This is a genomic window from Polaromonas sp. SP1 (assembly GCF_003711205.1).
GTDB lineage: Bacteria > Pseudomonadota > Gammaproteobacteria > Burkholderiales > Burkholderiaceae_C > Polaromonas.
Map to the genome: position 1 here is coordinate 120,063 of NZ_CP031013.1, position 21,669 is coordinate 141,731.

Annotated in this window: 26 protein-coding genes; 6 read left to right on the top strand and 20 right to left on the bottom strand. The window is 63.5% G+C overall.

What is annotated here, in order from left to right; translation table 11 throughout:
• Nucleotides 1-34 precede the first annotated feature (34 nt).
• The 3 genes from DT070_RS00565 to rsgA are packed head-to-tail and all read left to right on the top strand — an operon-like array spanning nt 35 to nt 2,621.
• The gene (locus DT070_RS00565) at nt 35-1,324 is read left to right on the top strand and encodes a M48 family metallopeptidase (protein ID WP_122953658.1); all 1,290 of its coding nucleotides are present in this window, start codon (nt 35-37) and stop codon (nt 1,322-1,324) included.
• Nucleotides 1,321-1,641, top strand: a complete 321-nt coding sequence (locus tag DT070_RS00570; protein WP_122953659.1) for a 4a-hydroxytetrahydrobiopterin dehydratase — start codon at nt 1,321-1,323, stop codon at nt 1,639-1,641. Before DT070_RS00565 ends, DT070_RS00570 begins: the two co-directional genes overlap by 4 nt.
• On the top strand, nt 1,638-2,621 hold the full coding sequence (gene rsgA / locus DT070_RS00575; RefSeq protein WP_122953660.1) for a ribosome small subunit-dependent GTPase A: 984 nt from the start codon (nt 1,638-1,640) through the stop codon (nt 2,619-2,621). The genes DT070_RS00570 and rsgA overlap by 4 nt, the downstream gene beginning before the upstream one ends.
• Nucleotides 2,622-2,642: 21 nt before the next feature.
• Here rsgA and DT070_RS00580 read toward each other — a convergent pair whose 3' ends face one another.
• The 6 genes from DT070_RS00580 to rpsP all read right to left on the bottom strand — a co-directional run bounded on the left by DT070_RS00580 (nt 2,643) and on the right by rpsP (nt 7,050).
• Nucleotides 2,643-3,671 carry a CobD/CbiB family protein gene (locus DT070_RS00580; protein WP_122953661.1) on the bottom strand — a complete coding sequence of 343 codons (1,029 nt, stop codon included), beginning with the start codon at nt 3,669-3,671 and terminating at the stop codon, nt 2,643-2,645.
• Between the two features lie 298 nt (nt 3,672-3,969).
• Nucleotides 3,970-4,677 (bottom strand): CoA pyrophosphatase, encoded by a 708-nt coding sequence (locus tag DT070_RS00585; RefSeq protein WP_122953662.1) that lies wholly within the window; start codon nt 4,675-4,677, stop codon nt 3,970-3,972.
• 138 nt (nt 4,678-4,815) lie between these two features.
• A complete protein-coding gene (rplS, locus tag DT070_RS00590; RefSeq protein WP_007865865.1) occupies nt 4,816-5,172 on the bottom strand; it encodes a 50S ribosomal protein L19 in 357 nt (118 codons plus the stop codon).
• Nucleotides 5,173-5,314: 142 nt separating this feature from the next.
• On the bottom strand, nt 5,315-6,094 hold the full coding sequence (gene trmD, locus DT070_RS00595) for a tRNA (guanosine(37)-N1)-methyltransferase TrmD (protein WP_122953663.1): 780 nt from the start codon (nt 6,092-6,094) through the stop codon (nt 5,315-5,317).
• A gap of 62 nt (nt 6,095-6,156) precedes the next feature.
• Nucleotides 6,157-6,765, bottom strand: a complete 609-nt coding sequence (gene rimM / locus DT070_RS00600; protein ID WP_122953664.1) for a ribosome maturation factor RimM — start codon at nt 6,763-6,765, stop codon at nt 6,157-6,159.
• 24 nt (nt 6,766-6,789) lie between these two features.
• Entirely contained in the window at nt 6,790-7,050 is a 261-nt protein-coding gene (rpsP, locus tag DT070_RS00605) for a 30S ribosomal protein S16 (protein ID WP_092130837.1), read from the bottom strand.
• Nucleotides 7,051-7,236: 186 nt separating this feature from the next.
• On the opposite strand from rpsP, the gene DT070_RS00610 reads away from it, so the two are divergent.
• Both DT070_RS00610 and DT070_RS00615 read left to right on the top strand, forming a co-directional pair.
• A complete protein-coding gene (locus DT070_RS00610) occupies nt 7,237-7,773 on the top strand; it encodes a GNAT family N-acetyltransferase (protein WP_122953665.1) in 537 nt (178 codons plus the stop codon).
• Nucleotides 7,774-7,780: 7 nt separating this feature from the next.
• Nucleotides 7,781-8,266 carry a hypothetical protein gene (locus tag DT070_RS00615; protein ID WP_122957176.1) on the top strand — a complete coding sequence of 162 codons (486 nt, stop codon included), beginning with the start codon at nt 7,781-7,783 and terminating at the stop codon, nt 8,264-8,266.
• A gap of 206 nt (nt 8,267-8,472) precedes the next feature.
• Here DT070_RS00615 and DT070_RS00620 read toward each other — a convergent pair whose 3' ends face one another.
• The 11 genes from DT070_RS00620 to DT070_RS00670 form a co-directional block, all read right to left on the bottom strand.
• A complete protein-coding gene (locus DT070_RS00620) occupies nt 8,473-9,510 on the bottom strand; it encodes an inorganic phosphate transporter (protein ID WP_122953666.1) in 1,038 nt (345 codons plus the stop codon).
• A gap of 17 nt (nt 9,511-9,527) precedes the next feature.
• Nucleotides 9,528-10,175 carry a DUF47 domain-containing protein gene (locus DT070_RS00625; protein ID WP_122953667.1) on the bottom strand — a complete coding sequence of 216 codons (648 nt, stop codon included), beginning with the start codon at nt 10,173-10,175 and terminating at the stop codon, nt 9,528-9,530.
• Nucleotides 10,176-10,571: 396 nt separating this feature from the next.
• Nucleotides 10,572-10,934 (bottom strand): DMT family protein, encoded by a 363-nt coding sequence (locus tag DT070_RS00630; RefSeq protein WP_122953668.1) that lies wholly within the window; start codon nt 10,932-10,934, stop codon nt 10,572-10,574.
• A 19-nt stretch (nt 10,935-10,953) separates the two neighbouring features.
• On the bottom strand, nt 10,954-11,916 hold the full coding sequence (locus tag DT070_RS00635) for an AEC family transporter (protein ID WP_122953669.1): 963 nt from the start codon (nt 11,914-11,916) through the stop codon (nt 10,954-10,956).
• 60 nt (nt 11,917-11,976) lie between these two features.
• On the bottom strand, nt 11,977-14,073 hold the full coding sequence (locus DT070_RS00640; protein WP_122957177.1) for a TonB-dependent receptor: 2,097 nt from the start codon (nt 14,071-14,073) through the stop codon (nt 11,977-11,979).
• Between the two features lie 89 nt (nt 14,074-14,162).
• Complete coding sequence (locus tag DT070_RS00645; RefSeq protein ID WP_164483693.1) at nt 14,163-14,570, bottom strand: hypothetical protein; 408 nt, start codon at nt 14,568-14,570, stop codon at nt 14,163-14,165.
• Between the two features lie 367 nt (nt 14,571-14,937).
• Nucleotides 14,938-15,525, bottom strand: coding sequence for a DUF3299 domain-containing protein (locus DT070_RS00650; protein WP_122953670.1), 588 nt, complete (start codon nt 15,523-15,525; stop codon nt 14,938-14,940).
• 31 nt (nt 15,526-15,556) lie between these two features.
• On the bottom strand, nt 15,557-15,841 hold the full coding sequence (locus tag DT070_RS00655) for a hypothetical protein (RefSeq protein ID WP_122953671.1): 285 nt from the start codon (nt 15,839-15,841) through the stop codon (nt 15,557-15,559).
• A 7-nt stretch (nt 15,842-15,848) separates the two neighbouring features.
• Nucleotides 15,849-17,060, bottom strand: a complete 1,212-nt coding sequence (locus DT070_RS00660) for an ABC transporter permease (RefSeq protein ID WP_122953672.1) — start codon at nt 17,058-17,060, stop codon at nt 15,849-15,851.
• Nucleotides 17,057-17,713, bottom strand: a complete 657-nt coding sequence (locus tag DT070_RS00665) for an ABC transporter ATP-binding protein (protein ID WP_122957179.1) — start codon at nt 17,711-17,713, stop codon at nt 17,057-17,059. The genes DT070_RS00660 and DT070_RS00665 overlap by 4 nt, the downstream gene beginning before the upstream one ends.
• Nucleotides 17,710-18,282, bottom strand: coding sequence for a Fur family transcriptional regulator (locus DT070_RS00670; protein WP_228778618.1), 573 nt, complete (start codon nt 18,280-18,282; stop codon nt 17,710-17,712). Before DT070_RS00670 ends, DT070_RS00665 begins: the two co-directional genes overlap by 4 nt.
• A gap of 225 nt (nt 18,283-18,507) precedes the next feature.
• Between DT070_RS00670 and DT070_RS00675 the strand changes: the two genes are divergently transcribed.
• A complete protein-coding gene (locus DT070_RS00675) occupies nt 18,508-19,482 on the top strand; it encodes a succinylglutamate desuccinylase/aspartoacylase family protein (protein ID WP_122957181.1) in 975 nt (324 codons plus the stop codon).
• Nucleotides 19,483-19,599: 117 nt separating this feature from the next.
• Here DT070_RS00675 and msrA read toward each other — a convergent pair whose 3' ends face one another.
• The 3 genes from msrA to DT070_RS00690 all read right to left on the bottom strand — a co-directional run bounded on the left by msrA (nt 19,600) and on the right by DT070_RS00690 (nt 21,527).
• Nucleotides 19,600-20,139, bottom strand: a complete 540-nt coding sequence (gene msrA, locus DT070_RS00680) for a peptide-methionine (S)-S-oxide reductase MsrA (protein ID WP_122953673.1) — start codon at nt 20,137-20,139, stop codon at nt 19,600-19,602.
• Nucleotides 20,140-20,243: 104 nt separating this feature from the next.
• Complete coding sequence (locus DT070_RS00685; protein ID WP_228778617.1) at nt 20,244-20,579, bottom strand: hypothetical protein; 336 nt, start codon at nt 20,577-20,579, stop codon at nt 20,244-20,246.
• Between the two features lie 48 nt (nt 20,580-20,627).
• Complete coding sequence (locus tag DT070_RS00690; RefSeq protein ID WP_122953674.1) at nt 20,628-21,527, bottom strand: LysR substrate-binding domain-containing protein; 900 nt, start codon at nt 21,525-21,527, stop codon at nt 20,628-20,630.
• Nucleotides 21,528-21,669 lie beyond the last annotated feature (142 nt).

Genomic DNA, 21,669 nt, shown 5'->3' on the forward strand with positions numbered 1-21,669 from the left:
TTGCTATTCTCGTTGATCGCCTAAACTGCCACCCATGACCGACCATTCGCTTGTTTTCACCGGGGTGTTTTCCGCCGTGCTGGTGCTGGGCCTGTTGACGAAGTTCTACCTGGCTTCGCGGCAAATCCGCCATGTGGCGCGCAACCGGAACGCCGTGCCTGCGGCATTCGCCGGCACCATCCCGCTGGAGGCGCACCAGAAGGCAGCCGACTACACCATCGCCAAGGCGCGCTTTGGCATGCTCGAGATGGCGTTTGGCGCCGCCGTGCTGCTGGGCTGGACCTTGCTGGGCGGGATCGACGCATTGAACCAGGCCTTCAACGGCTCAGCCCTGTCATCCTGGGGGCCGCTGGTGCCGCAGCTGGCTTTGCTGGCGGCATTCGGCCTCGTCAGCGGCTTGCTGGACCTGCCCTTTACGCTTTACAGCACCTTCCGGATTGAAGAGCGTTTTGGCTTTAACAAGATGACGCTCAAGCTCTGGCTGGCCGACCTCGTGAAGTCGACCCTGGTGGGCATCGTCATCGGCCTGCCCATCGTCGCGCTCATCCTGTGGCTGATGGGCAGCGCAGGCAGCCTGTGGTGGCTGTGGGCCTGGGCCGTGTGGATGGGCTTTAACCTGCTGGTGCTGGTGCTCTACCCCACCGTGATCGCGCCGATGTTCAACAAATTCAAACCCCTTGAAGATGAAGCGCTCAAGGCACGCGTCACCGCGCTGATGCAGCGCTGCGGCTTTGCGGCCAAGGGCCTGTTTGTGATGGACGGCAGCAAGCGTTCAGCCCATGCCAACGCCTACTTCACCGGCTTTGGCGCGGCCAAGCGCGTGGTGTTTTACGACACCCTGCTCAAGCAACTAAGCCCCGGCGAGGTCGATGCCGTGCTTGCACATGAGCTGGGCCATTTCAAGCACAAACACATCATCAAACGCATCGTCTCGATGTTCGCCATGAGCCTGGCGGGTTTTGCGCTGCTGGGCTGGCTGTCGTCGCAGGTGTGGTTCTATACCGGCCTGGGCGTGCGGCCCAACCTGGCCGGCGCCAACGATGCGCTGGCGTTGCTGCTGTTCCTGCTGGTGGTGCCGCTCTTCAGCTTCTTTGTCTCGCCGGTGTTCGCCCAGTTCTCGCGCAAGCATGAATTCGAAGCCGACGCCTATGCCGTGGCGCAGACCGACGGCAAGGATTTGCAAAGCGCGCTGCTCAAGCTTTACCAGGACAACGCCAGCACCCTCACGCCCGACCCGGTGTTCGTAAAGTTTTACTATTCGCACCCGCCCGCCTCCGAGCGGCTGGGCCGCATGATCCCTTCCGCCGAAAGCACAGCAGCATGAGCAACCCCATCCACCAGAACCGCCGGGCGCTGAGCGCCACTGAAATCGTGACCCAGCTGAGCAAGCTCAACGGCGAACAGGCCGTGGGCTGGCGCCTGATCGACGGCTCGCTCGAAAAAACCTACACCTTCAAAAACTACTACGAGACCATCGCTTTTGTGAACGCGCTGGCCTTCATTGCCAATGCCGAAGACCACCACCCCGACCTGGCGGTGAGCTACGGCAAATGCACGGTGCGTTTCAATACGCATGATGTGGACGGCATTTCCGTCAGCGACTTCTTTTGCGCGTCGAAGGTTGACGCCCTGCTCGCTTGAGCAAACCTTCGCGCCCCGCCGCAGCCCCCACCGCGGGCACGCTGCCGGGGCTGGTGGTGGCGGGCTTCGGCCGCCATGTCCTGGTAGAGACCGACAGCGGCGAACGTGTCATCTGCCACCCCCGCGGCAAAAAAAGCCAGGCCGTGGTCGGTGACCGCATCCGCTGGCTGCCCTCGCAGGACGAAGGCACCATCGAAAAAATCGAAGAGCGCAGCAACCTCTTTTACCGCCAGGACGAGATGCGCACCAAGTCCTTTGCGGCCAACCTGGACCAGGTGCTGATCCTCATCGCCGCCGAGCCCGAGTTTTCAGAGAGCCAGCTGACGCGCGCACTGATCGCCGCTGAGGCTGAAGGCATCACGCCCGTGATCGCGCTGAACAAAAGCGACCTGGCCGAGCCCTTTGGCCGCGCCTGGACCAAGCTGGCGCCCTACCGGGCCATGGGCTATCGCATGCTCTCGCTGGCGATCAAGCCGAAGACTGCGAGCGAAAGCCAGGCGAGGACCCAGCCTGCCGAATTGCAGGAATTGATTGAACTGCTGCGCGGCAAAAAAACGCTGGTGCTGGGACCTTCGGGCGCCGGTAAAAGCAGCCTGACCAATCTGCTGGTGCCTGATGCACGGGTGCTGACGGCGGAGATCTCCCAGGCCCTGAACTCCGGCAAGCACACCACCACCAGCACCACGCTCTACTGGGTCGATACCGGCGATGGGAATGCGCGGGGCACGGCCTTGATCGATTCGCCCGGTTTCCAGGAATTCGGGCTGCACCACATCGACCCGATGCGGCTGGCCGGTTACATGCCCGACTTCAAGATCCATGCGCAGGACTGCAAGTTCTACAACTGCACCCACCTGCATGAGCCGGGCTGCGGTGTGATTTCAGAGGTCAATTCGGCCTCTAGCCCAAGCAGCATAAGCGCCAGCCGCTATCGTTTGTATAGCGAGCTGTTTGCGGAGCTGTCGCAGAGCCGCTATTGAAGCGTTGAGGTGATGCGCGGTTCAGCCCAGCAAGCGGGCCAGGGTCAGCAGCGCCAGAAGCACCATCCAGAGCACCACGGAGCGCCAGACCAGCCCCACGATGCTTCTGAGGTGCGCGACTTCGGGCTCACGGCCCGGCGTGGCTTCGGTCGCAATGCTGTCTTCCGCGTCAAGGCCGCCCGCCTGGAAACCCTGCGAGGTGTTCGGCGAAAAAGTCGTCTTGAGCGCTTCGCCGCCCAGGCGCACATTCACCGCGCCTGAGGTGGCGGCCAGGATGATGCCGTCGTTGCGATTCTCGGAGGCCATGGGCGCGTTGGCCGCAAACCGCTGCGTGTAATTGCGCCAGGCATCGATCGCATCTTCAAAACTGCCGACCACCGCAAAGCCCAGCGAGGTGACGCGTGCCGGCACAAAGTCGATCACGCCCCAGGCGCGGCTGGCGGCCAGCTGCAGGGCCATGCTGGCGCCCTCGCCCGCTGCGGCGGCCGTCTTTCTTTTGTAGGCCCAGTAGCGCGAGACAAACTCGCTCATGCGGTAGAGCACCGCACCCGCCGGCCCCAGGCCCAGCGCGGCGAGCACCGAGAACCAGCCCAGCACGCCAAACACATGGCGATGGGCGGCCAGCACCGAATACTCGATGACGTGGCGCACGATTTCGCTGCGCGGCAACTCACTGGCGTCGACCTGGCGCCACTGCGCCAGCAGCTCGCGCGCCGTGGTTTCGTCGCCGTCGTCCAGCGCATCGCGTATGTCGGTGAAGTAATGGCTGAACTGGCGAAAACCCAGCGTGACATACAAAATCGCCACGCTCCAGGCAAATGCCAGCACGGCGCTGACGCTCCAGAGCAGCCAGTGAATCAGTGCCGTGACGAGCGCCGGCACCACCACGGCGACCGTCCACGCGATCCAGCCATGGTGCGGTTTACCGGCATCCAGACTGCGGTTTGTCCATCGCGCCCATCCGCGAAAGCCCGCATGAATCCAGTTGCCGCGAGCCAGTGGCCGGGCCTGTTCGATGATGAGTGCAAACAAAACGGCAAAAAAGCTCATGGTCGGATGATAACTTGGCCCCCACGGTCGCTCACTGTGTATCGCTCCCGAGGCCTTGCAGGCCGCGGCTCATGCCGGGTTGAAGATTCGGGGGCATATTCAGGGGGTATTTAACCAGTGGGGGCCGCGGAACCGGCTCTGCCGGGCCGCAGGCCCCGTCCCCTCCAAGGGGAAAAGGGCTACACGAAGTGAGCCCGATAGGGGTGTGCCAGTTTTTCGGCTTTGCCAGACCGCAGGCGCCGTCCCCTTGAGGGGAGAACAGGCTACACGCAGTGAGCCTGGACAGGGGTGCGCTTATTTATGCGCTCAAGAATCTATAGAGATTGCGCAGCATGCCGGCTGTGGCGCCCCAGATGTAGCGCTCCCTGGCCTCACCTTCTTCGCCTTCGACGGAAGGGTCGGAATACGGCATGGAGAGCCATTGGCGTATCGCGCCGTCGAACTCCATTTCGTGGCGCTGGTGATTCGCCGGGTTCATCAGGTAGCCCAGCGGCACTTCGAAGACATCGGCGACTTCGCCCGGGTTGGGTTGCAGCACAAAGCCGGGCTTTACCAGGGCTACGACGGGCGTGATGATGAAGGCGGTGCCGGTGACGTACGTGGGCAAGGTGCCCAGCACCTCAACATGCGCCTCGGGCAGGCCGATTTCCTCCTGCGCTTCCCGCAGGGCGGTATGCACCGCATCGCGGTCGGTCTCGTCAGTGCGGCCGCCCGGCAGGGCGACCTGGCCCGAATGCGTGGAAAGGTTGGTGGTGCGCTCGGTGAGCAGCAACGTCAACTCGTCTCGCATGACCAGCGGCATAAGCACCGCAGCCAACGCCGGGGTGCGGTCGGTGAATTTTTTCTCGACGCTGTGCTCGGGCGTCCAGATCGGCGGGTGCCTGAAGCGTTCGCGCAGGGCGCCGGGCGAGAGCCGCTCCAGCGGCACACCCGCCAGGTGGTCGTCAATGCCGAGGACGGGAATGCTGCGCGGGTCGAACTTGGGCAGCGGCTTGGTGGAGTTCATGGGGGACGTGTGCGTGGGATCAGTTTGAACCGGTTTCACAAGACGTGCACCGCGGGCATAAAAAAAGCCGCTCGGTGAGCGGCTTTTTCAAAGGGGCTGTTCGGGCTGCCCTGCGTCCGGCAAAACCGGACTGGCAGATCAGGCGCCCAGCTTTTCCTTGATACGTGCAGATTTGCCGCTGCGGCTACGCAGGTAGTACAGCTTGGCGCGACGCACATCACCGCGGCGCTTGACTTCAATCTTGGCGATCAGCGGGCTGTACACCTGGAAGGTGCGCTCGACGCCTTCGCCGTTGGAAATCTTGCGGACGATGAAGCTGGAGTTCAGGCCGCGATTGCGCTTGGCAATCACCACACCTTCAAAAGCCTGCACACGCTTGCGGGTACCTTCAACCACGTTCACGCTCACGATGACGGTGTCGCCGGGTGCGTATGCGGGGATGGTCTTGTTGAGGCGGGAAATTTCTTCCTGCTCGAGGGTCTGGATCAGATTCATGATTTTTCCATCTAACTTCTTCGTTCATTCACGCGCTACGCTAAAGACCGCAAATCCATGGATTCATCCGGAGATGACTCAGATGGTTGCAGTGGCCGCCAGAGGATCGAAAAGCCTTTGATTATAGCAAGGCGGCGCTTTTTCAAGCGTCTTTGTCCGGGTTTTCGACCAAATCGGCCAGGAAAGCCTCGTCGCTTTCGCTCAAATACCCACTCTGCCGCGCCTTTTGCACCAATTCGGGGCGCTGGCGCTGGGTCAAGGCCAAGCGTTGCTCACGCCGCCAGCGCTCGATGTGGGCGTGGTTTCCGGACATCAGCGTGGCCGGCACGGGCTGGCCGCGCCAGTTTTCGGGCCGCGTGTAATGGGGGCAATCAAGCAGGCCGTCGAGCGCCGGGTTGAAGCTGTCCAGTTGGTGGCTGCCCTCGTCATTGAGCACCCCGGGCTGCAAGCGAGCCACGGCGTCCAGCAGGGCCATGGCGGCGATTTCACCGCCCGAAAGCACGAAGTCACCCAGACTGATCTGAAGATCAACATGGGCCTGGATAAAGCGCTGGTCAAGCCCTTCATAGCGGCCGCAGATCAGCACCGCGCCGGCGCTGGCCGACCAGCTTTCAACGCCGGCATGGTCCAGGGCCTTGCCGACGGGAGAAAAGAGAACAGTGGGCGCCTTGGGCGCGCCGCTTGCCGCACGGTCGGCCTGGATTTTTTCGAGGCAGAGTGCGAGCGGCTCGGCCATCATCACCATGCCGGGACCGCCGCCGAAGGAGCGGTCGTCAACCCGGCGGTAGTTGCCCTCGGCAAATTCGCGGGGGTTCCAGAGCCTGACGTCTACCAGGCCTGACTCGTAGGCACGGCGAGTGACACCGCTGGCCAAAAAAGGCGCGAAGAGCTCGGGGAACAGGGTGATGACGTCAAAGCGCATGGAGGGTCTATTTTGCGCGAGCCCGGCGCGCAAGGGCAATCAGCCCTGCAGGGCAAGCCAAATCAGTAATCGGGCTGCCAGTCGACGGTGATGCATTTGCCGGCGATATCGACAGCATCGACGTAGACAGAGACAAAGGGGATCATGCGTTCGGCGCTTACGCTGGTTCCGTCTTCCTGCTGGGCGGTGTATTCGACGCACAGCACTGAATGCGGGCCGGTGGCCATCAGGTCGCGCACCTGGCCCAGGGCCATGCCTTCGCGGTTGACCACATTCAGGCCGATCAGGTCGACCCAGTAGTACTCGTCTTTGGAGGCGGCGGGAAAGCTGCTGCGCGGCAAGAAGATGCGCGCGCCGCGCAAGGCCTCGGCGGCATTGCGGTCGTCCAGGCCGGTGAACTTGGCGACGACGGAATCGGAGTGGACTTTGGCTTCGTCGACGCTGAGCGTGACGGTGCCGGAAAATACGGTAAACCCTGGGCGAAATTTGGCGTCAGGCGCCTGCAAAAACCAGGATTTGGCCGCAAAAAGCGCTTCTGGATCGGTGCTGTGCGGCAGGATTTTCACCCAGCCCTTGACACCCCATGCATCCAGGATGCGCCCGACTTCGATGGCGTCGTCCGGCAGGCTTGAGGGTGTCAAGCCAGCGGACGGCTGAAGGCCGGGCTGCATCAAATCTCTAGATCAGTGCGGTTTTCAGGCCGTCTTGACGGCAGCGGAAGCACCTTGCTTGACCAGGCGCAGAACGGTAGGGGACGGCTGGGCGCCCACACCGATCCAGTGGGTCAGGCGGTCTTGCGCAATGCGCAGGCCTTCTTCGCCACCTTTGGCGATCGGGTTGTAAAAACCGATGCGCTCGATGAAACGGCCATCGCGGCGAACGCGTTTGTCAGCCACAACAATATTGAAAAAAGGACGGTGCTTGGAACCGCCGCGTGCAAGTCGAATGACGACCATGATTTATCCTTCGGGTGGTGGGGCTTACCGGTAAGGTAGATACCCCAATGTTCTGCAGCGCTTGAGACACACGACATGGCCACCCGGCCAGCGAATTGCTGCAAAGCCTGAGATTATAGCCTGCGGAACGGTTTTGGCCCAAACTCACCTCCCCCGCCCTCCCATACCCTTGAACCTGCGACCCACATGCCCCTCATACGCCCCAGCCGCGACGAAGACATTCCCGCCATCACCGCCCTCTACGGCCATCACGTGCTCCACAGCACGGGCACCTTTGAAACCGAGCCGCCCGGCGTGGCGGACATGACCGCCCGCCGGGCCGACGTGCTGTCCAAAGGACTGCCTTACCTGGTGGCTGAAGACGGCGGGAAAATCGCGGGCTTTGCCTATGGCAACTGGTTCAAGCCGCGCCCGGCCTACCGGTTTTCGGTGGAAGACTCGATTTACCTGGCGCCCGACCAGCACCGCAAAGGCCTGGGCCGCGCCCTGCTGGCCGAGTTGCTGGCCCGGCTCGAGGCAGTGGGCATCCGCAAGACCATGGCCGTGATCGGCGACTCGGCCAACGCCGGCTCGGTGGGCGTGCACCGCTCGCTGGGCTTCACCGAGGTCGGCACCATCGCCTCCTGCGGATGGAAGTTCGGCGCCTGGCGCGACATCGTCATCATGGAAAAGACCTTGGGCGCAGGCAGCACGCTGCCACCCCAAGATGCGCCCGCCGCATAATCGCCGCATGCAAGCAACCGCCTCGAACGCCACTAAGGCCCCTAAAGCCGCCAAAAACAAAACCCTGGCCGCCTGGCTGGCCTTTATCGGGGGCCAGCTTGGCGTGCACCGCCTTTACCTGTTCGGCCTAGGCGACGTCTGGGCGTGGATGCACCCCATCGCGGCCGCGCTGGGCTGGTGGGGTGTCGAGCGCGTACGCCTGTACGGCCAGGACGACCACCTGGCCTGGGTGCTGATCCCGCTGCTGGGCTTCACGCTGGCAGGCACCGCGCTCACCGCAATTTATTACGGCCTGATGTCGACGGACAAATGGAACGCGCTGCACAACACGGGCACGCCCGGTACCCAGGCCGGCAACACCAACTGGCTCACCATAGGCGCGGTCGTGTTCGCCCTGCTGTTCGGCACCATCTCACTGATGTCCAGCATCGTCTTCAGCTTTCAGCGCTACTTCGAATACCAGGTCGAAGAAGCCCGCAAGATCAGTCAGTAGAGCACCCACGCTCCCCCACTTCGTGTGGGTCGCTGCCCCCCGAGGGGGCCGCCCGCCTGTGGCCCGGCAAAGCCGGTTCCACGGCTCATGCTGGGTTTAAAAGGGACGAAAACCAAGGGTGCCGCGGGACTGGCTTCGCCAGACCGCAGGCGCCGCCCCCTGCAAGGGGGGAACAGGCTACACGAAGTGAGCCTGGACGGGGGTGTTCAAAAGACCTGCAAACTGACCCAGTAGGCGATTGCGGCGACGAAGGCCGAGGCAGGGATCGTGAAAATCCAGGCCCAAACGATATTGCCGGCCACGCCCCAGCGCACGGCAGACGCACGCTGCGTGGAGCCGACGCCCACGATGGCACCGGTGATGGTGTGCGTGGTGGAAACAGGGATACCCAGCCCGGTCGCCAGGAACAGCGTCATCGCACCGCCGGTTTCAGCGCAGAAGCCGCCCACGGGTTTGAGCTTGGTGATTTTCTGGCCCATGGTTTTCACGATGCGCCAGCCGCCGAACATGGTGCCGAAGCCGATGGCGATGTAGCAGACGATGACCACCCAGACTGGCAGGTATTCGGTGGTCGCCATCATCCAGGTCGGCAGGCCCTGAACATTGCTGGTGGTCGCAGCGATCAGCAGCAGCCAGATAATGCCGGCCGTCTTTTGCGCATCGTTGCCGCCATGCCCCAGGCTATACGCACCGGCAGACACCAGCTGCAGCCGGCGAAACCACCGGTCGGCCTTCGACGGCGTCGTCCGGCGGCACACCCAGGCCACCGCCACCATCATCAGCGAGCCGAGCAGGAAGCCGAGCAGGGGCGAGACAAAGATAAAAGCCACCACCTTGAACACGCCTGACGCGATCAGGGCACTTGCACCGGCCTTGGCGATGACAGCGCCCACGATGCCGCCGATCAGCGCATGCGAAGAGCTGCTGGGAATGCCGTAAAACCAGGTGAGGATGTTCCAGGTGATGGCGCCAATCAGCGCACCGAACACCACGTGCGTGTCCACCACCCCCGGCATCACGATGCCCTTGCCGATGGTCGCCGCCACGCTCAGGTGGAAGATGAAATACGCCAGGAAGTTGAAGAAGGCGGCGAACAGCACCGCCTGTCCCGGCTTGAGAACGCCGGTCGACACCACGGTGGCAATCGAGTTGGCCGCGTCATGAAAGCCATTCATGAAGTCGAAAGCGATGGCCAGGAAGACCAGCAGGAACACCACCCACAGGGCGGCCTGTACGGTTTGCATGGTTCAGCCGCCCGTGATCAGGAGTTCTCGAGGACGATGCCCTCGATCAGGTTGGCGACGTCTTCGCACTTGTCGGTGATGGTTTCGAGCAGTTCGTACACCGCCTTGAGTTTGATCACTTCCCGCACGTCGGGCTCTTCGCGGAAGAGGCGGCTCATGGCCGAGCGCATCACGCGGTCGGCATCGGACTCGAGCTTGTCGATTTCTTCGCAGGTCTTGAGGGCGGCTTCGGCCGTCGCGGCGTCGCTGACCTTTTCAATCAGCGCCACGGCGTCCTTCAGGCGTTCGCAGCATTTGACGCTGAGGTCGGTCAGCCGCACGATGTCTTCGGTCATGTGGCGCACGTCGTACAGCGCCATGGTTTCGGCCGAATCCTGGATCAGGTCGGCCACGTCGTCCATGGTGTTGATGAGCTTGTGGATCTGTTCGCGGTCGATCGGCGTGATGAAGGTCTTGTGCAGCGCGCGGTTGACTTCATGCGTGATGCGGTCGGCGGCGCGCTCGGCGTGGTCGACTTCGCGGTTGAAGGATTCGCGCTTCTGGACGTCACTGTAGTTGGCGACCAGGTTCGAAAACGCATGGGCGGCTTCGACGATCCGTTCGGCATGCTGGTTGAACATCTCGAAAAAATTGCCTTCGCGGGGCAGCAATTTGCCAAACAGCATGGGGACTCCTAGGGGGAATATGTCAAATTTGTGACGTTTTTGTGACTGCCGGGAGTTTAACCGCCTGGGGATTTAGGGGTTTCTTGCTGAGGCTGCTGGCCGGGGGTTGCCCGGCGGCAACTCACTTTTCTTTTGCTTCGCCAAAAGCAAAGTAAGCAAAAGGTCACGCAGTGGGGATTCGCTCACTTCGCGAAGCGAAGTTATGCGAATACCAAAAGGCGACCCTGCTGGCTGCGTCCCTTCGCTTCGCTACGGGCAACCTGCGGTGCTCGGTCCAGACGGGGTCAAAAACAACTCGCCTTCGGCTCAAACAAGTTTTTGCCCTGATCCGTCTGGCCCTCCGCTCCTCGGCGCATCCAGAAGGGGGTGGGGACAGAAATAACAAAAACCGAAGACTCAGGCGCTACGGAAGATGAAATAGACCGCGCCCACCATGCACAGCGCTGCCCACAGGTAGTCGAGTTTGAGCGGCTCATTCAAATAGAACACCGCAAAAGGCACAAACACGCTCAGCGTGATGACTTCCTGCATGATCTTGAGCTGCCCGACGCTGTATTGGGTGAAGCCGATGCGGTTGCCGGGCACCTGCAGCAGGTATTCGAACAGCGCGATGCCCCAGCTGACGAGTGCCGCGATGTACCAGGGCGAGGTGGACAGGTTCTTGAGATGCCCGTACCAGGCAAAGGTCATGAACACGTTGGACAACAGCAGCAAGCCGATGGTTTGCGCCGAGACCGGCAGTGATTGAAGGAACTGCATCAACTAACCCTTCCTTTATTTACGCAAAACGCCCGACCAGCAGCAGCACCATGGTCAGCGTGACCAGGGCCAGCGCGGTCGACACCACAACGCTCGCAGTGATCAGCTCTTCGGCCACCTTGTAGCGCTGGGAAAACAAAAACACGTTGGCGCCGATGGGCAAAGCCGAGGCGACCACCATCACCGCCATAGGGACGCCGCTCACGCCCAGCAGGCGGCACAGAAAAAACACCAGCAGCGGATGCAGCAGATTTTTCACCCCGGCCAGGGCCAGCGCCTGGCGCCAGTGCTCGCCCACGCGGGTGTTGGCCAGCGTCACGCCGACCAGCACCAGCGCGAGCGGGCCGAAGGCGTTGGCCAGCAGTTCCAGCGGCTTGTCGATCACGGCGGGAATCGCCAAACCCGTCTGCGCAAACAGCAGGCCCGCGATGATGGGCAGCGGCACCGGGTGCAGCAGCGCGTTCTTGACAGCCATCAGCACGGTGGCTACCGGGTGGCGCGGTGCGGTCGTGACTTCGTCGTTGGTGCCCAGCTTTTGCTCGTGCGCCACGGCCAGCTCCAGCACCACGGTAGCGCTGGTCAGCAGCACCAGCGAATGCACCGACACCAGCGTGAACAGCGTCACCAGCCCCTCGGGCCCATACATGAGGCCGATCAGCGCGATGCCGATCATCACGGTGTTGGAGAAAGTATTGGCCAGCGCCAGCACCGCCGCGCGGCGGTTAAACCCCTGCAGCAGCAAGGTGCCGCCAAACAAAATGATCACGGCCAGGAAGTAGGCGAGCACGGGTTTGAAGTCCAGTTGCTCAACGCGCACCTTGCTCATGGTGCGAAACAACAGCGCCGGTGTGAGCAGCAAGAAGACCAGGTTTGACAGGTCTTTTATGGCCCCAGCCCTTATCCACTGTGCCCTGCCCGCTATAAAACCTGTAGCAATCAACAGCACGACAGGGAACAGGGACACGAAGACAAGCTGGTTCATCCGCACAATCTTAGCGTGCGGGCGGCCGGCGAGCCTGCGTGTTTTACGTAGTGGCCCCGCTTAAAAAGCGAGCTGTAAGCCCACCTTCAGGCTGCGCCCCGGCAGCGGCGCCTTCGGGAACGCCGTCGTCGTCAGCACCGATGCCGCGCTGTAGGCCAACTGGTTGGTCAGGTTGTCGACTTTGGCATACCAGAGGATGTGACTCACGCCCGCCTTCATGCGGTAGGTGGCCGCCAGGTTCCACAGCGTATAGGCCGATGTGGCGCGCTGCCCCGCTGCCACGCGGTTTTGCGCCACTGAATGGTCAAAGCCGATGCTGCTGCCCCACGGCCCGCTGGCCCAGATCAGGCTGGCGCCCAAACGTGCCGGCGCAATGCGTGGCAGCGGCTGGCCGTTGCTCAGGTTGGTGGCGCGCACCAGGTCGCCCCGCAAGGCCAGGTCCAGGCTGGAGGCGCCTTCGATCAAACGCACATTGCCGCTGGCCTCCAGCCCGACAAAGCGGGCGCGCACACCGGTGTACGCAAACTCCGGCAACAGGCTGTTGTCCGGGTTGGCATCGTCCACGCCGTCGCCGTCCAGGTCGGCCGGGTTGAGCGCGCCGTCTTCCTGGCCGTAGCTGTTGCCCGTGGCCAGCAGGCCGATGTAGTTTTTGAAGCGGTGCACATAGGCATTCGCGCTGAAGCTGTTGGCGCCGGACTTCCAGTTGGCGCCTATGTCCAGGCTGGTTGACTTTTCCTTGCCCAGCGTGGGGTCGCCGGTTTCCCAGGCCTTGGTGGCCACGTGCGGGCCTTGCGCAAAGAGTTCATAGTCCTTAGGCGCGCGCTCGGTGTAGGCGAGGTTGCTGGTGACTTGCCAGCCCGGCGCTGCATTCCACAAGGCGCCCAACGCATAGCTGTGCGGCGTGAAGTCGCGCGTCAACGACGCAAAGCGCGCCACCAGCGGGTTGCCCAGCGACTCCACCTTCACCGACTCCAGCCGCCCGCCAAAGCTCAGCTTGCCCCAGCTCGTGGCGTATTCCTCATACGCAAACACCGCGTTCTGCGAGGTCTTGCTGTAGGGCGCAAACGCCTCGGCGCCGTCGGCCGAAAATTTGTTGTTCTCGGCCAGGAAGCCGATCACGCCTTCAAGATTGCCCAGGCGGGCATGGCGCGCCTCCAGCCGGAAGTCGCTGCCCTTGTTCTTGAACACCGTGCCGGGGTTGGGCCCTTCGAATTCGGTGTGCTGGTAGTCGGTGTGGCTCAACTGGCCCTTCACGCTCTGGATAAAACCACCCAGGTTGCGCATTTCGCCTTCCAGCGCCGCGCGATTGGACTTCATGTCGATGGTCACGTCGTCTTCGGCCACCGTGCCGTAATTGCTGCGATACGTGCTGACGGACGCGCCGAGGTAGCCATGGTCAAAAAACACCGAGCCGCCGGCCGAGCCGCCGCGCACCTTGCTGTCTGAATTGCAGATGCGGTGGGTGATCGTATTGACGCCGCCCTTGCTGCAGGCCAGGTCGGTGGGCACTTTGACGTCGCCGGTCTCGCGGTTGAACACATCCACGTGCAGGGCGTAGCGCTTGTTGCCGCCTTCCAGCAGAACGCCGCTGCTTCTCTCGCGGTTGCCGGTGGCCAGGCCCAGGTCGACCTTGCCGCCTATGCCGCCTTTCTCGTCAAACAGCGGCTCCCGCGGGATGCGGTTGTCGATCACGTTGACCACGCCGCCCACCGCGCTGCCGCCGTACAGCAAAGCGCCGGGGCCGCGCAAGACTTCGATGCGCTCGATGCTGATCGGGTCGCTCGTGACGGCGTGGTCGTAACTCAGGCTGGACGCATCGAGCGTCGCGCCGCCGTTGCCCAGAATGCGGATGCGGTCGCCGTCCAGGCCGCGGATGATGGGCCGGCTGGCGTTGGGACCAAAGTAGGTGCTGCTCACGCCCGGCACGCCGTCCAGCGTTTCACCCAGCGTGGTTTTAGAGCGCAATAGCAGTCCAGCCCCCGAATACTGTGCGGCAGGCGCTATCAAATCAGTAGCGCCCAGCGGGTTGCCGGTGACGGTGACTTCTTTCAGGCTGGGGGCGGGCGCGGGTGCCGGTGCGGTGGTCTGGGCATTGGCCAGGCCGCAGGAAAGCGTTGCCGCAGCGCAAAGCGCGCGGCTGATAAAAGGTGGTTTCATGATGACTCGCTGAATCGGGGAGCCGAAAAAATCGGCAAAAGCAAAGCTGCGCCCGGCCTGCTGGCCAGCGCGTAGCAACCTTGGAAAAATCAGCGAGTGGAAGGCGGGCCGCGCGCGTCAAACAACGCTGCCCAGCGGGCGAGTGCTTCGCCGCGGGAGATATCGAATGCCACCGTGCACAGCACCAGCGGCAAACTCAGCATGGGCAGAACGGGGGCTGCGTGGCCCTGGCTGGCTTGATCGAAAAGGCGGCAATCCGAATCGCCGCCGTGGGAAGAAAACAGCGACGCCAGCCAGTCGCCGTGCTCATCGTTTGCCGTGGATAAGTGATCGTGGTCGTGATGAACCTGCGCAAGGTGCGCAACCGTCGCCTTGTCATGCCGATGCGCCTGCGGCCCATGCACCACACCATGCATCAGCCCCAGCAGTTGCGCCAGCAGCAGCGCGGCTGCCAGCAGCCAGACCAGTGCAAAGCCGGCGCGCTTGGGGGCGCTCACAAAACCCAGCGAAGCGGTCCTGGTTAGGAGCCTGGGCAGCGGCAAGCGGGGCCTGCGCCGGCGCGCTGCCAGGGCTAGGCAAGGCGCCAGTGAGGCCGTGTGGTCAGCCACACAACGATCTGGCAACGCCGCATAGGCCTGACAGCGCACCGGCCCGAAGGGTTGAGCCTGAAAGGGGCGCATGCGGCGTTGCAAATGCTCGCCGGGTATCAACCCGGCTGCGCTTTGCGCCTTGCCTGCGCCCCTTTCAGGCTCAACGCAGACCCCGCTTGCCGCTGCCCAGGCTCCTAAGCGCGTCGCCGCAGACAGTGCTACAGCACGGCAAGGCGGCGCAACAACGCCAGGAGGGTTTTGTGAGCGCCCCCGCTTACTTGACGCTGGTGGCATCCGTAATCCGGTAATACAGCCCGTAAGAATCGTCGTTCAGCACCAGGAAGCGCCCCTCCACCACCACCGGCTCCATGCTGTATTTCACCGGCGTTTTGGTTTTGACTTCGACCATGCTTTCAGGCCCGCCGGGCAGGCAGAAGGCGCAGGTCAGCGGCACCGACGAGAGCAAAAAATGCTTTTGCTTTTCGCCCGGGTCCAGCGGCATCATGAAGCCCTGGATGCGCTGCGTCTTCTGGTTCAGCGCCATCTGCTCGAGGTTGAAGACCGGCAGAATGCGGTTCTTTTCGGTTTTGGTTTTCACCGCCGTCAGCACCGACCAGGGCACCACGTCCGTACGCGCCGCCAGCGGCGGAAACGGGCTGTTGGCGCCATGCACACCCGCACCCTGCCCCACCGGCAAATCAAAACCCGGCGCGGTAGCGCCCGGCTTTGCACCAGCGGGCGCCGGTGCAATCGGTGACGACAGCGTTTGCGCCTGCAGGCCGGCAACCGCCAGCAACGCGCCGCAGGCCAGTGCCTGCTTCAGGCCACTGACATTGACTATGTGTGCGTGAAGAGATGTCATGCGGTGCTCCGAAAGGAAAGGGACAGCCGTCTCAGTGGACGTGTTTCATCCCGCAGTATTTACCGACCGCCAGCCCTTTGCAAGCGGCCTGCAATTCCTTCATGCAGACGTCTTCTTTCTTGCCGGACTCCAGGCATTTTGCCGCGCCTTCGTGCGCGGTGGCCAGGGCGCGGTGGCGCTGGACGTCTTCCTTGGTTTCCTTGTCGGTGTGCTGCGCGTGGGCCAGGGAAAAGGTCGCGCTCAGCGCCAGGGCGGCAAAGGCGGCCAGGATGGGCGAGACGGTGAGGAATTTTTTGACGGAACGATGGCTTGTCATAACGGGATTACCTTGATTGGAGAAGTTCAAACACACTGACCCGGTAGGCCTCCCAGGCGGGCAGCAGCGCAGACGCCAGCGCCACCCCGAAAGCCAGTACCGGCACACTCACCAGTTCGACCGGCCACGACAGCGCACCGATCAACACGGATTTTTCAAGCTGCAGCGCCCAGGCCAGCAGCGCCGTCAGGCCCTGGCCGGCCAGCACGCCCAGCAGGGTCGCCAGCAACGCCAGCCACAAGGCCTCGCACAACAGCAGGCCGGCCACCTTGGCGGGCGGTGCGCCCAGCATGCGCAGCAGCGCCAGGTCGGCCCGGCGCTCGCGCACGGCGCCCCACAGCGCGATAAACACACTCAGGCCCGCCGTCAGCAGCAACACCCCGGCCAGCGCGCGCAGCACATCGGTGCCCACGCCCACCATGCTCAGGAGGCGTGTGATCTCCAGCGCCGGTGCGGCGGCCTGCATCTCGGTGCTGCTGTTGATGTAGCGCGGAAACGTCACCGCCGCCAGCGGCGATTTGTATTGAATGAGCGCCAGCGTGATTTCGCGGTCTTCTTCCAGCACCTTGCGGTCGTCGTCGTCCAGCGCGGTGTCGGTCTCATGCACCTGCCAGACGGACTCGGTGGCCGTCAGCACCAGGCGGTCGAGCACGGTGTGGCTGTCGGCCAGGATGCCCGACACCACATAGGGGCTCAGCTTGTGCTCTTCGCCGCCTCCACCATTTCCACCCAGGCCGTGCGTGCCGGCAAAGCTGTCGCCCACTTTGATACCGGTTTGCCGCGCCACCTGCGCGCCGACCACCGCCTGCATGGGCCGGGCCCACAGCGTGCCCTGCGCCAGTTGCGCGTCGTAGTGGCTGATGTAGTCGGGTGTGGTGCCCACGATGCGGTAGCCGCGAAAGCTGTCGCCCAGGCTGATCGGGATGATCCTGGCCACCTGCGGATTCGCCTCGAGTGCCTTCACCGCCGCCAGCGGCACATTGCCCGTCGGCGCGTCGAGGTGAAACACGCCCGACAGAATCAGCTGCATCGGGCTGCCCTTGGCACCCACCACCACGTCGATGCCGGCGACGTCGCGCTCAAAGGCCTGGCTGATCTGGTGGCTGACCAGCAGCAAGAAGGTAATTGATGCCAGCCCGAGGCTGAGCAGCAATAAATTCAGCGCCGCCGCCAGAGGCCGCGACCACAGGTAACGCCAGGCAAATGCTATCGTTTTCATAGCGAACTACCCATGATCTGTATGGACTGCAGGCCTTTTTTATCCTTAAAGAACTCAGCCACGCGCGCATCGTGCGTGGCAATCACCAGCGTGGCGCCCTCCCGGCTGGCCGCGGCTTGCAGCAGGCCGAGCGAGGCACGCGCCGCATCGTCATCCAGGCTGGCCGTCGGCTCGTCCGCCAGGATCACGCGGGGCTTGAGCAGCACCGCCCGCGCCAGCGCTACGCGCTGCGCCTGCCCGCCGGAGAGTTGTGAAGGTTTGCGTCCTGCCAGCGCCCGCACATCCAGCGCGTCCAGCGCCTCGGCAATGCGGCCCTCATCGGCCGGCTGGCCGGCTGCCCACTGCGCCATGGCCAGGTTGCCATGCACCGTCAGCGCCGCACTGAGATGCAGTTTTTGCGGCAAAAAGCCGATGGCCTGCGCGCGCCAGGCATCGCCCGCACGCGCGCCCAGTGCCTTGATGGACTGTCCCGCCACCGTGATGTCGCCTTCCGCCGGCGCCAGCAAACCGGCGGCCAGCGCCAGCCAGGTCGACTTGCCCGAGCCCGATGCGCCGCGCAGCAGCAGCGTGCCGCCCTGCGCCACATCCACGTCCGCAAAGCGCAGCGTGGGGCCGTTGGCGTAGCGGTAAGCCAGCTGGCGCGTGCTGATCATGAAGAAGCCGCGCCCGGTGCGCCGGTGGCGCAATCGGCACATACGCCGCGCACCGCAAAGTCCATGCTCATGCCCTGGTAGCCCAGCGCCTTCAAGGCTTCCAGCGCGGTTTGCGCGGCGCGCTCCAGGTCTTTGGCGCTGGCCTTGAGCGCGCCCGAGCGCTTGCCTGACAACGCGCCCGACAGCGGACTGTCGCGATGGCAGCTCTGGCATTCAAAATGCGGAATCGCATGCACGCTGCTGGGCATGGCCTGGTAGCGCCGCACGCGGTTGGCATCAACCCGACACAGCAGTAAACCGACCTGCGTGAGCCGGTCGATCAGGCGGTACAGCGTGACGCGGTCCAGCGCCGGCTCGGCATCGTCAGCCAGCGCCGCCTGCAACTGCGCGTGGGTGTAGCTGGTGTCAGGGTGCGCCAGCAGCCAGCCCAACACCAGCCGCGCCGCCGCCGTGCGGCGCAGGCCGTGGGCGGATAAAAGCGTGTCGATCGGATCGAGTTTGGCGTCACTGGCTACATGGCTTGCGCTGCGCTTGCGACTGCGACTGCTGGAGGACGAAACTGCGGGCATGGAGGTGAGCTTCCTGAGCCGGTAATAACGCAACCGGGTTGCAACACTATACCGCAACCAGATTGCGTTAGTGGTTTATTTTCCGCGAACGAACGGGGCTCATGCGCCACTGTCAAGATCGCCGCTTTGCGAAAAAAGCCAGCACGCAAAGACCCGCTTCAGGCCTCTAGCGAATCGCTGTATAACCAAACCATGAACGCCACAACCACCGCCGGCGCATTGCCCATGACACAAAACCACCCCACCCACCTGCGCAGCCACACCTTCCACGGCCTGGCGCCCGGCCCGCGTTTGCTCGTCACCGGCGCCGTGCACGGCAACGAAACCTGCGGCACGCAGGCCATCGCCCAACTGCTGGAAGAGATAGACAAAGGCCAGCTCGGCATCGAGCGCGGCACGGTGACGTTTGTACCCATCACCAATCCACTGGCCTACCAGCTCAAGCAGCGCATGGGGGACCGCAATCTCAACCGCAACATGGCACCCAGTGCGATCCCGCAGGATTTTGAGGACCGCATTGCCAATGTGTTGTGCCCGCTGCTGGATGCGCATGATGTTCTGCTGGACCTGCACTCCTTTCACACCGGCGGCGCGCCGTTTGTGATGATCGGCCCGCAAAACAACCACGGCCCGCTGGAGCCCTTTGCCCATGCGGTCGAGGAAATGCAGCTGGCGCTGCACACCGGGCCGCACCGCATCGTCGAAGGCTGGCTGGACACCTATTCGCGCGGCGTGAAACGGCGCGCGGAAGCTGCAAGCGCTTCAACGGCGAGCGACCGGGCGCAAACGCTGGTGACCGACCCGAACTACGGTGTTGGCACGACCGAATACATGCGCTCTCGCGGCGGCTACGGCGTGACGCTGGAATGCGGCCAGCACGACGACCCGCAGGCGGTGCAGGTGGCGCGGCACGCGATTTTGCAAACGCTGGGCTTGCTGGGCCTGATCGCGCAGCCGCCGGCGCCGGAGCCGGCCGAACGCGAGATCCTGCGGCTGGTCGACGTGATGGACAAGGGTCACGCGGGCGACACCTTCAGCCGCGAATGGCGCAGCTTTGACGCCGTCAAGCGCGGCGAGGTCATCGGCACGCGCCACGGGGGCGAGGCCGTCACCGCGCCGGCCGACGGCTTTGTGGTGTTCCCCAACCCGCGGGGTGAAGTCGGCCAGGAGTGGTTTTATTTCGCGCAGCGGCGGGTTTGAGGCCGGCTTGAGGCGGGCAACAAAAAAGGGCCCTGAAAGGCCTTTTTATATAAAAATGGGCTCCAGCCCAATTCCCGCATACACCAGTAGCTATCAAATCGATAGCAAATCCGCAGATCAGTCCTTCACCCTCGACGCAAACGTCTTGCGGAATTTATCGACCTTGGGGCCGACCACAAACGCGCAGTAACCCTGGTTGGGGTTGTTCTCAAAGTAGTCCTGGTGGTAGTCCTCGGCGGGCCAGTAGTTTTGCAGCGGCAGCACCTCGGTCACGATGGGCTTGCCGAAGGTCTTGTCCTGGCTGACGTCGCGGATGAAGCCGTCGATGACTTCTTTTTGCTCGGGCGTTGAGTAATAGATGCCGCTGCGGTATTGCGTGCCGGCGTCGTTGCCCTGGCGGTTCAGGCTGGTCGGGTCGTGGATGACGAAAAAAATCTCCAGGATTTCCTTGAGCGTGATCTCGGCCGGGTCGTAGGTGAGCTTGACCACTTCATTGCTGCCGGTGCGGCCCGAGCACACCTCTTCATAGCTGGGCCGCGCGGCCTGGCCGTTGCTGTAGCCGGACTCGACGTCGGTGACGCCGCGCACCTTGACGTAAACGGCTTCGGTGCACCAGAAGCAGCCGCCGCCGAGGGTGATGGTTTGGGATGAGGACATGAAATCTCCGCTTGAAAACCGTTAGTCGGAAAGCGAGCGGTCATCTTACGCCGCAGCCTGCGCGGCTGCCCTGCGTGCGCTGCTTGCCCCTGCGGCAGGCCGGCTCAATCGCGGCGGCGCGGGCCTTTGGTGACGTGCTGCTTGCCGACCACACGGCGCATCAGCCGCAGCAACGCCAGGGCCACAAGGCCGCCGGCCACCGCCAGGCCGAGGGAGCCCATGCTGAAAACCGTGTCGCTGGTCTTGCCGCCGCTGAGGACAGAGGCGACGAGGTCGCCGCCGATAAAGGCGCCGAACATGCCGACGCCCACGTTTTCGATCATGAGGATTTTTTCGCGGGTGCCCGCGAGCAGGCAGGCGGCCCCGCCGAGGAGGGCGCCCACCACACACCAGATATACGGGTTGATGCCGTTCTCCTTGAAGACTATGTTCTGCCCCATGGTGACAGCTTTACGGCCCGCGCAGTGGACATACTTTCGGCAAGGTCTTTAATCCGGCTTCGGCGGTGAAGGCGCGATGGCCCGCACCGCGTCGACAAACGCGTCCAGCGCCTGGTGGTCGCGCGCGGTTTTCCACAGGCAATGCGTGTCGTAGGGTGTGGTGCCGGCATCCAGCGGCACAAATGCCGCGCCCGCCATGGCCGACTGCCGCAGCGCCGCCGGCACCAGCGCCACGCCCATGCCTTGCGACACCAGCGACACCACGCTCAGCCAATGCCGCAGTTCGTAACGGATCTCCGGGTAAAAGCCGGCTTCGGTGCAGATCGCCAGGATGCGGTCGTGGTAGTCGGGCGAGACCGCGCGCGACACCACCGCAAAAGGCTCGCCCTGCAGGGCCGACAGCGAGAGTGACCGCTTGCGCGCCAGCGCATGGCCCGCCGGCAGGCAGCAGACAAAGGCCTGGCTGGAAACGAGGATTTGCGAGAGCTCGGGCGGCACGCGTGTGGTGTGCACAAAGCCGAGGTCCAGCCGGTCGTGCGCCAGCTCGATCAACTGCTCGCTGGAGCTGAGCTCTTTTAATGTGAGGCGCAGCAGCGGGTGCTGGGCCTGAAAGCGCTCCAGGATGTGCGGCAGGCCGCTGTACAGCATCGTCCCCGAAAAGCCGATGGCCAGGCTGCCGGCCATGCCCTGCCCCACGTCGCGCGCATGGCCTGCCGCCCGGGCGGCTTGCTCCAGCAGGGCACGCGCCGCCGGCACAAAGGCCTGGCCCGCAGCGGTGAGCTGCACCGACTTGCTGTTGCGGGTCAGCAGCCTGGCGCCGACGGACGCTTCAAGCTGCTGGATGTTCAGCGACAGCGGCGGCTGCGAAATCGACAGGCGCCGGGCCGCCCGGCCGAAGTGCAGCTCTTCAGCCAGGACGAGGAAATAACGAAGATGGCGGAATTCCATGAAACCCCCATGAATATGTTTTTTATATCGTTGAATCGATATTTGATATTAGACAACTATTCATGCTTGTCAAACAATCCTGCCACCACATGGCGCAGCGCAGCCCCCGGCCCGCGCCCCTACACTGCAACCCGGCCCCAAG

What these genes read in the sequence shown, in the direction of transcription:
- DT070_RS00565 (WP_122953658.1), top strand. Translation starts at nt 35, where the DNA reads ATGACCGACCATTCGCTTGTTTTCACCGGGGTGTTTTCCGCCGTGCTG.
- DT070_RS00570 (WP_122953659.1), top strand. Translation starts at nt 1,321, where the DNA reads ATGAGCAACCCCATCCACCAGAACCGCCGGGCGCTGAGCGCCACTGAA.
- DT070_RS00580 (WP_122953661.1), bottom strand. Translation starts at nt 3,671, where the DNA reads ATGAGCTTTTTTGCCGTTTTGTTTGCACTCATCATCGAACAGGCCCGG.
- DT070_RS00585 (WP_122953662.1), bottom strand. Translation starts at nt 4,677, where the DNA reads ATGAACTCCACCAAGCCGCTGCCCAAGTTCGACCCGCGCAGCATTCCC.
- rplS (WP_007865865.1), bottom strand. Translation starts at nt 5,172, where the DNA reads ATGAATCTGATCCAGACCCTCGAGCAGGAAGAAATTTCCCGCCTCAAC.
- trmD (WP_122953663.1), bottom strand. Translation starts at nt 6,094, where the DNA reads ATGCGCTTTGACGTCATCACCCTGTTCCCCGAGCTCTTCGCGCCTTTT.
- rimM (WP_122953664.1), bottom strand. Translation starts at nt 6,765, where the DNA reads ATGCAGCCCGGCCTTCAGCCGTCCGCTGGCTTGACACCCTCAAGCCTG.
- rpsP (WP_092130837.1), bottom strand. Translation starts at nt 7,050, where the DNA reads ATGGTCGTCATTCGACTTGCACGCGGCGGTTCCAAGCACCGTCCTTTT.
- DT070_RS00610 (WP_122953665.1), top strand. Translation starts at nt 7,237, where the DNA reads ATGCCCCTCATACGCCCCAGCCGCGACGAAGACATTCCCGCCATCACC.
- DT070_RS00615 (WP_122957176.1), top strand. Translation starts at nt 7,781, where the DNA reads ATGCAAGCAACCGCCTCGAACGCCACTAAGGCCCCTAAAGCCGCCAAA.
- DT070_RS00620 (WP_122953666.1), bottom strand. Translation starts at nt 9,510, where the DNA reads ATGCAAACCGTACAGGCCGCCCTGTGGGTGGTGTTCCTGCTGGTCTTC.
- DT070_RS00625 (WP_122953667.1), bottom strand. Translation starts at nt 10,175, where the DNA reads ATGCTGTTTGGCAAATTGCTGCCCCGCGAAGGCAATTTTTTCGAGATG.
- DT070_RS00630 (WP_122953668.1), bottom strand. Translation starts at nt 10,934, where the DNA reads ATGCAGTTCCTTCAATCACTGCCGGTCTCGGCGCAAACCATCGGCTTG.
- DT070_RS00635 (WP_122953669.1), bottom strand. Translation starts at nt 11,916, where the DNA reads ATGAACCAGCTTGTCTTCGTGTCCCTGTTCCCTGTCGTGCTGTTGATT.
- DT070_RS00640 (WP_122957177.1), bottom strand. Translation starts at nt 14,073, where the DNA reads ATGAAACCACCTTTTATCAGCCGCGCGCTTTGCGCTGCGGCAACGCTT.
- DT070_RS00650 (WP_122953670.1), bottom strand. Translation starts at nt 15,525, where the DNA reads ATGACATCTCTTCACGCACACATAGTCAATGTCAGTGGCCTGAAGCAG.
- DT070_RS00655 (WP_122953671.1), bottom strand. Translation starts at nt 15,841, where the DNA reads ATGACAAGCCATCGTTCCGTCAAAAAATTCCTCACCGTCTCGCCCATC.
- DT070_RS00660 (WP_122953672.1), bottom strand. Translation starts at nt 17,060, where the DNA reads ATGAAAACGATAGCATTTGCCTGGCGTTACCTGTGGTCGCGGCCTCTG.
- DT070_RS00665 (WP_122957179.1), bottom strand. Translation starts at nt 17,713, where the DNA reads ATGATCAGCACGCGCCAGCTGGCTTACCGCTACGCCAACGGCCCCACG.
- DT070_RS00670 (WP_228778618.1), bottom strand. Translation starts at nt 18,282, where the DNA reads ATGCCCGCAGTTTCGTCCTCCAGCAGTCGCAGTCGCAAGCGCAGCGCA.
- DT070_RS00675 (WP_122957181.1), top strand. Translation starts at nt 18,508, where the DNA reads ATGACACAAAACCACCCCACCCACCTGCGCAGCCACACCTTCCACGGC.
- msrA (WP_122953673.1), bottom strand. Translation starts at nt 20,139, where the DNA reads ATGTCCTCATCCCAAACCATCACCCTCGGCGGCGGCTGCTTCTGGTGC.
- DT070_RS00685 (WP_228778617.1), bottom strand. Translation starts at nt 20,579, where the DNA reads ATGGGGCAGAACATAGTCTTCAAGGAGAACGGCATCAACCCGTATATC.
- DT070_RS00690 (WP_122953674.1), bottom strand. Translation starts at nt 21,527, where the DNA reads ATGGAATTCCGCCATCTTCGTTATTTCCTCGTCCTGGCTGAAGAGCTG.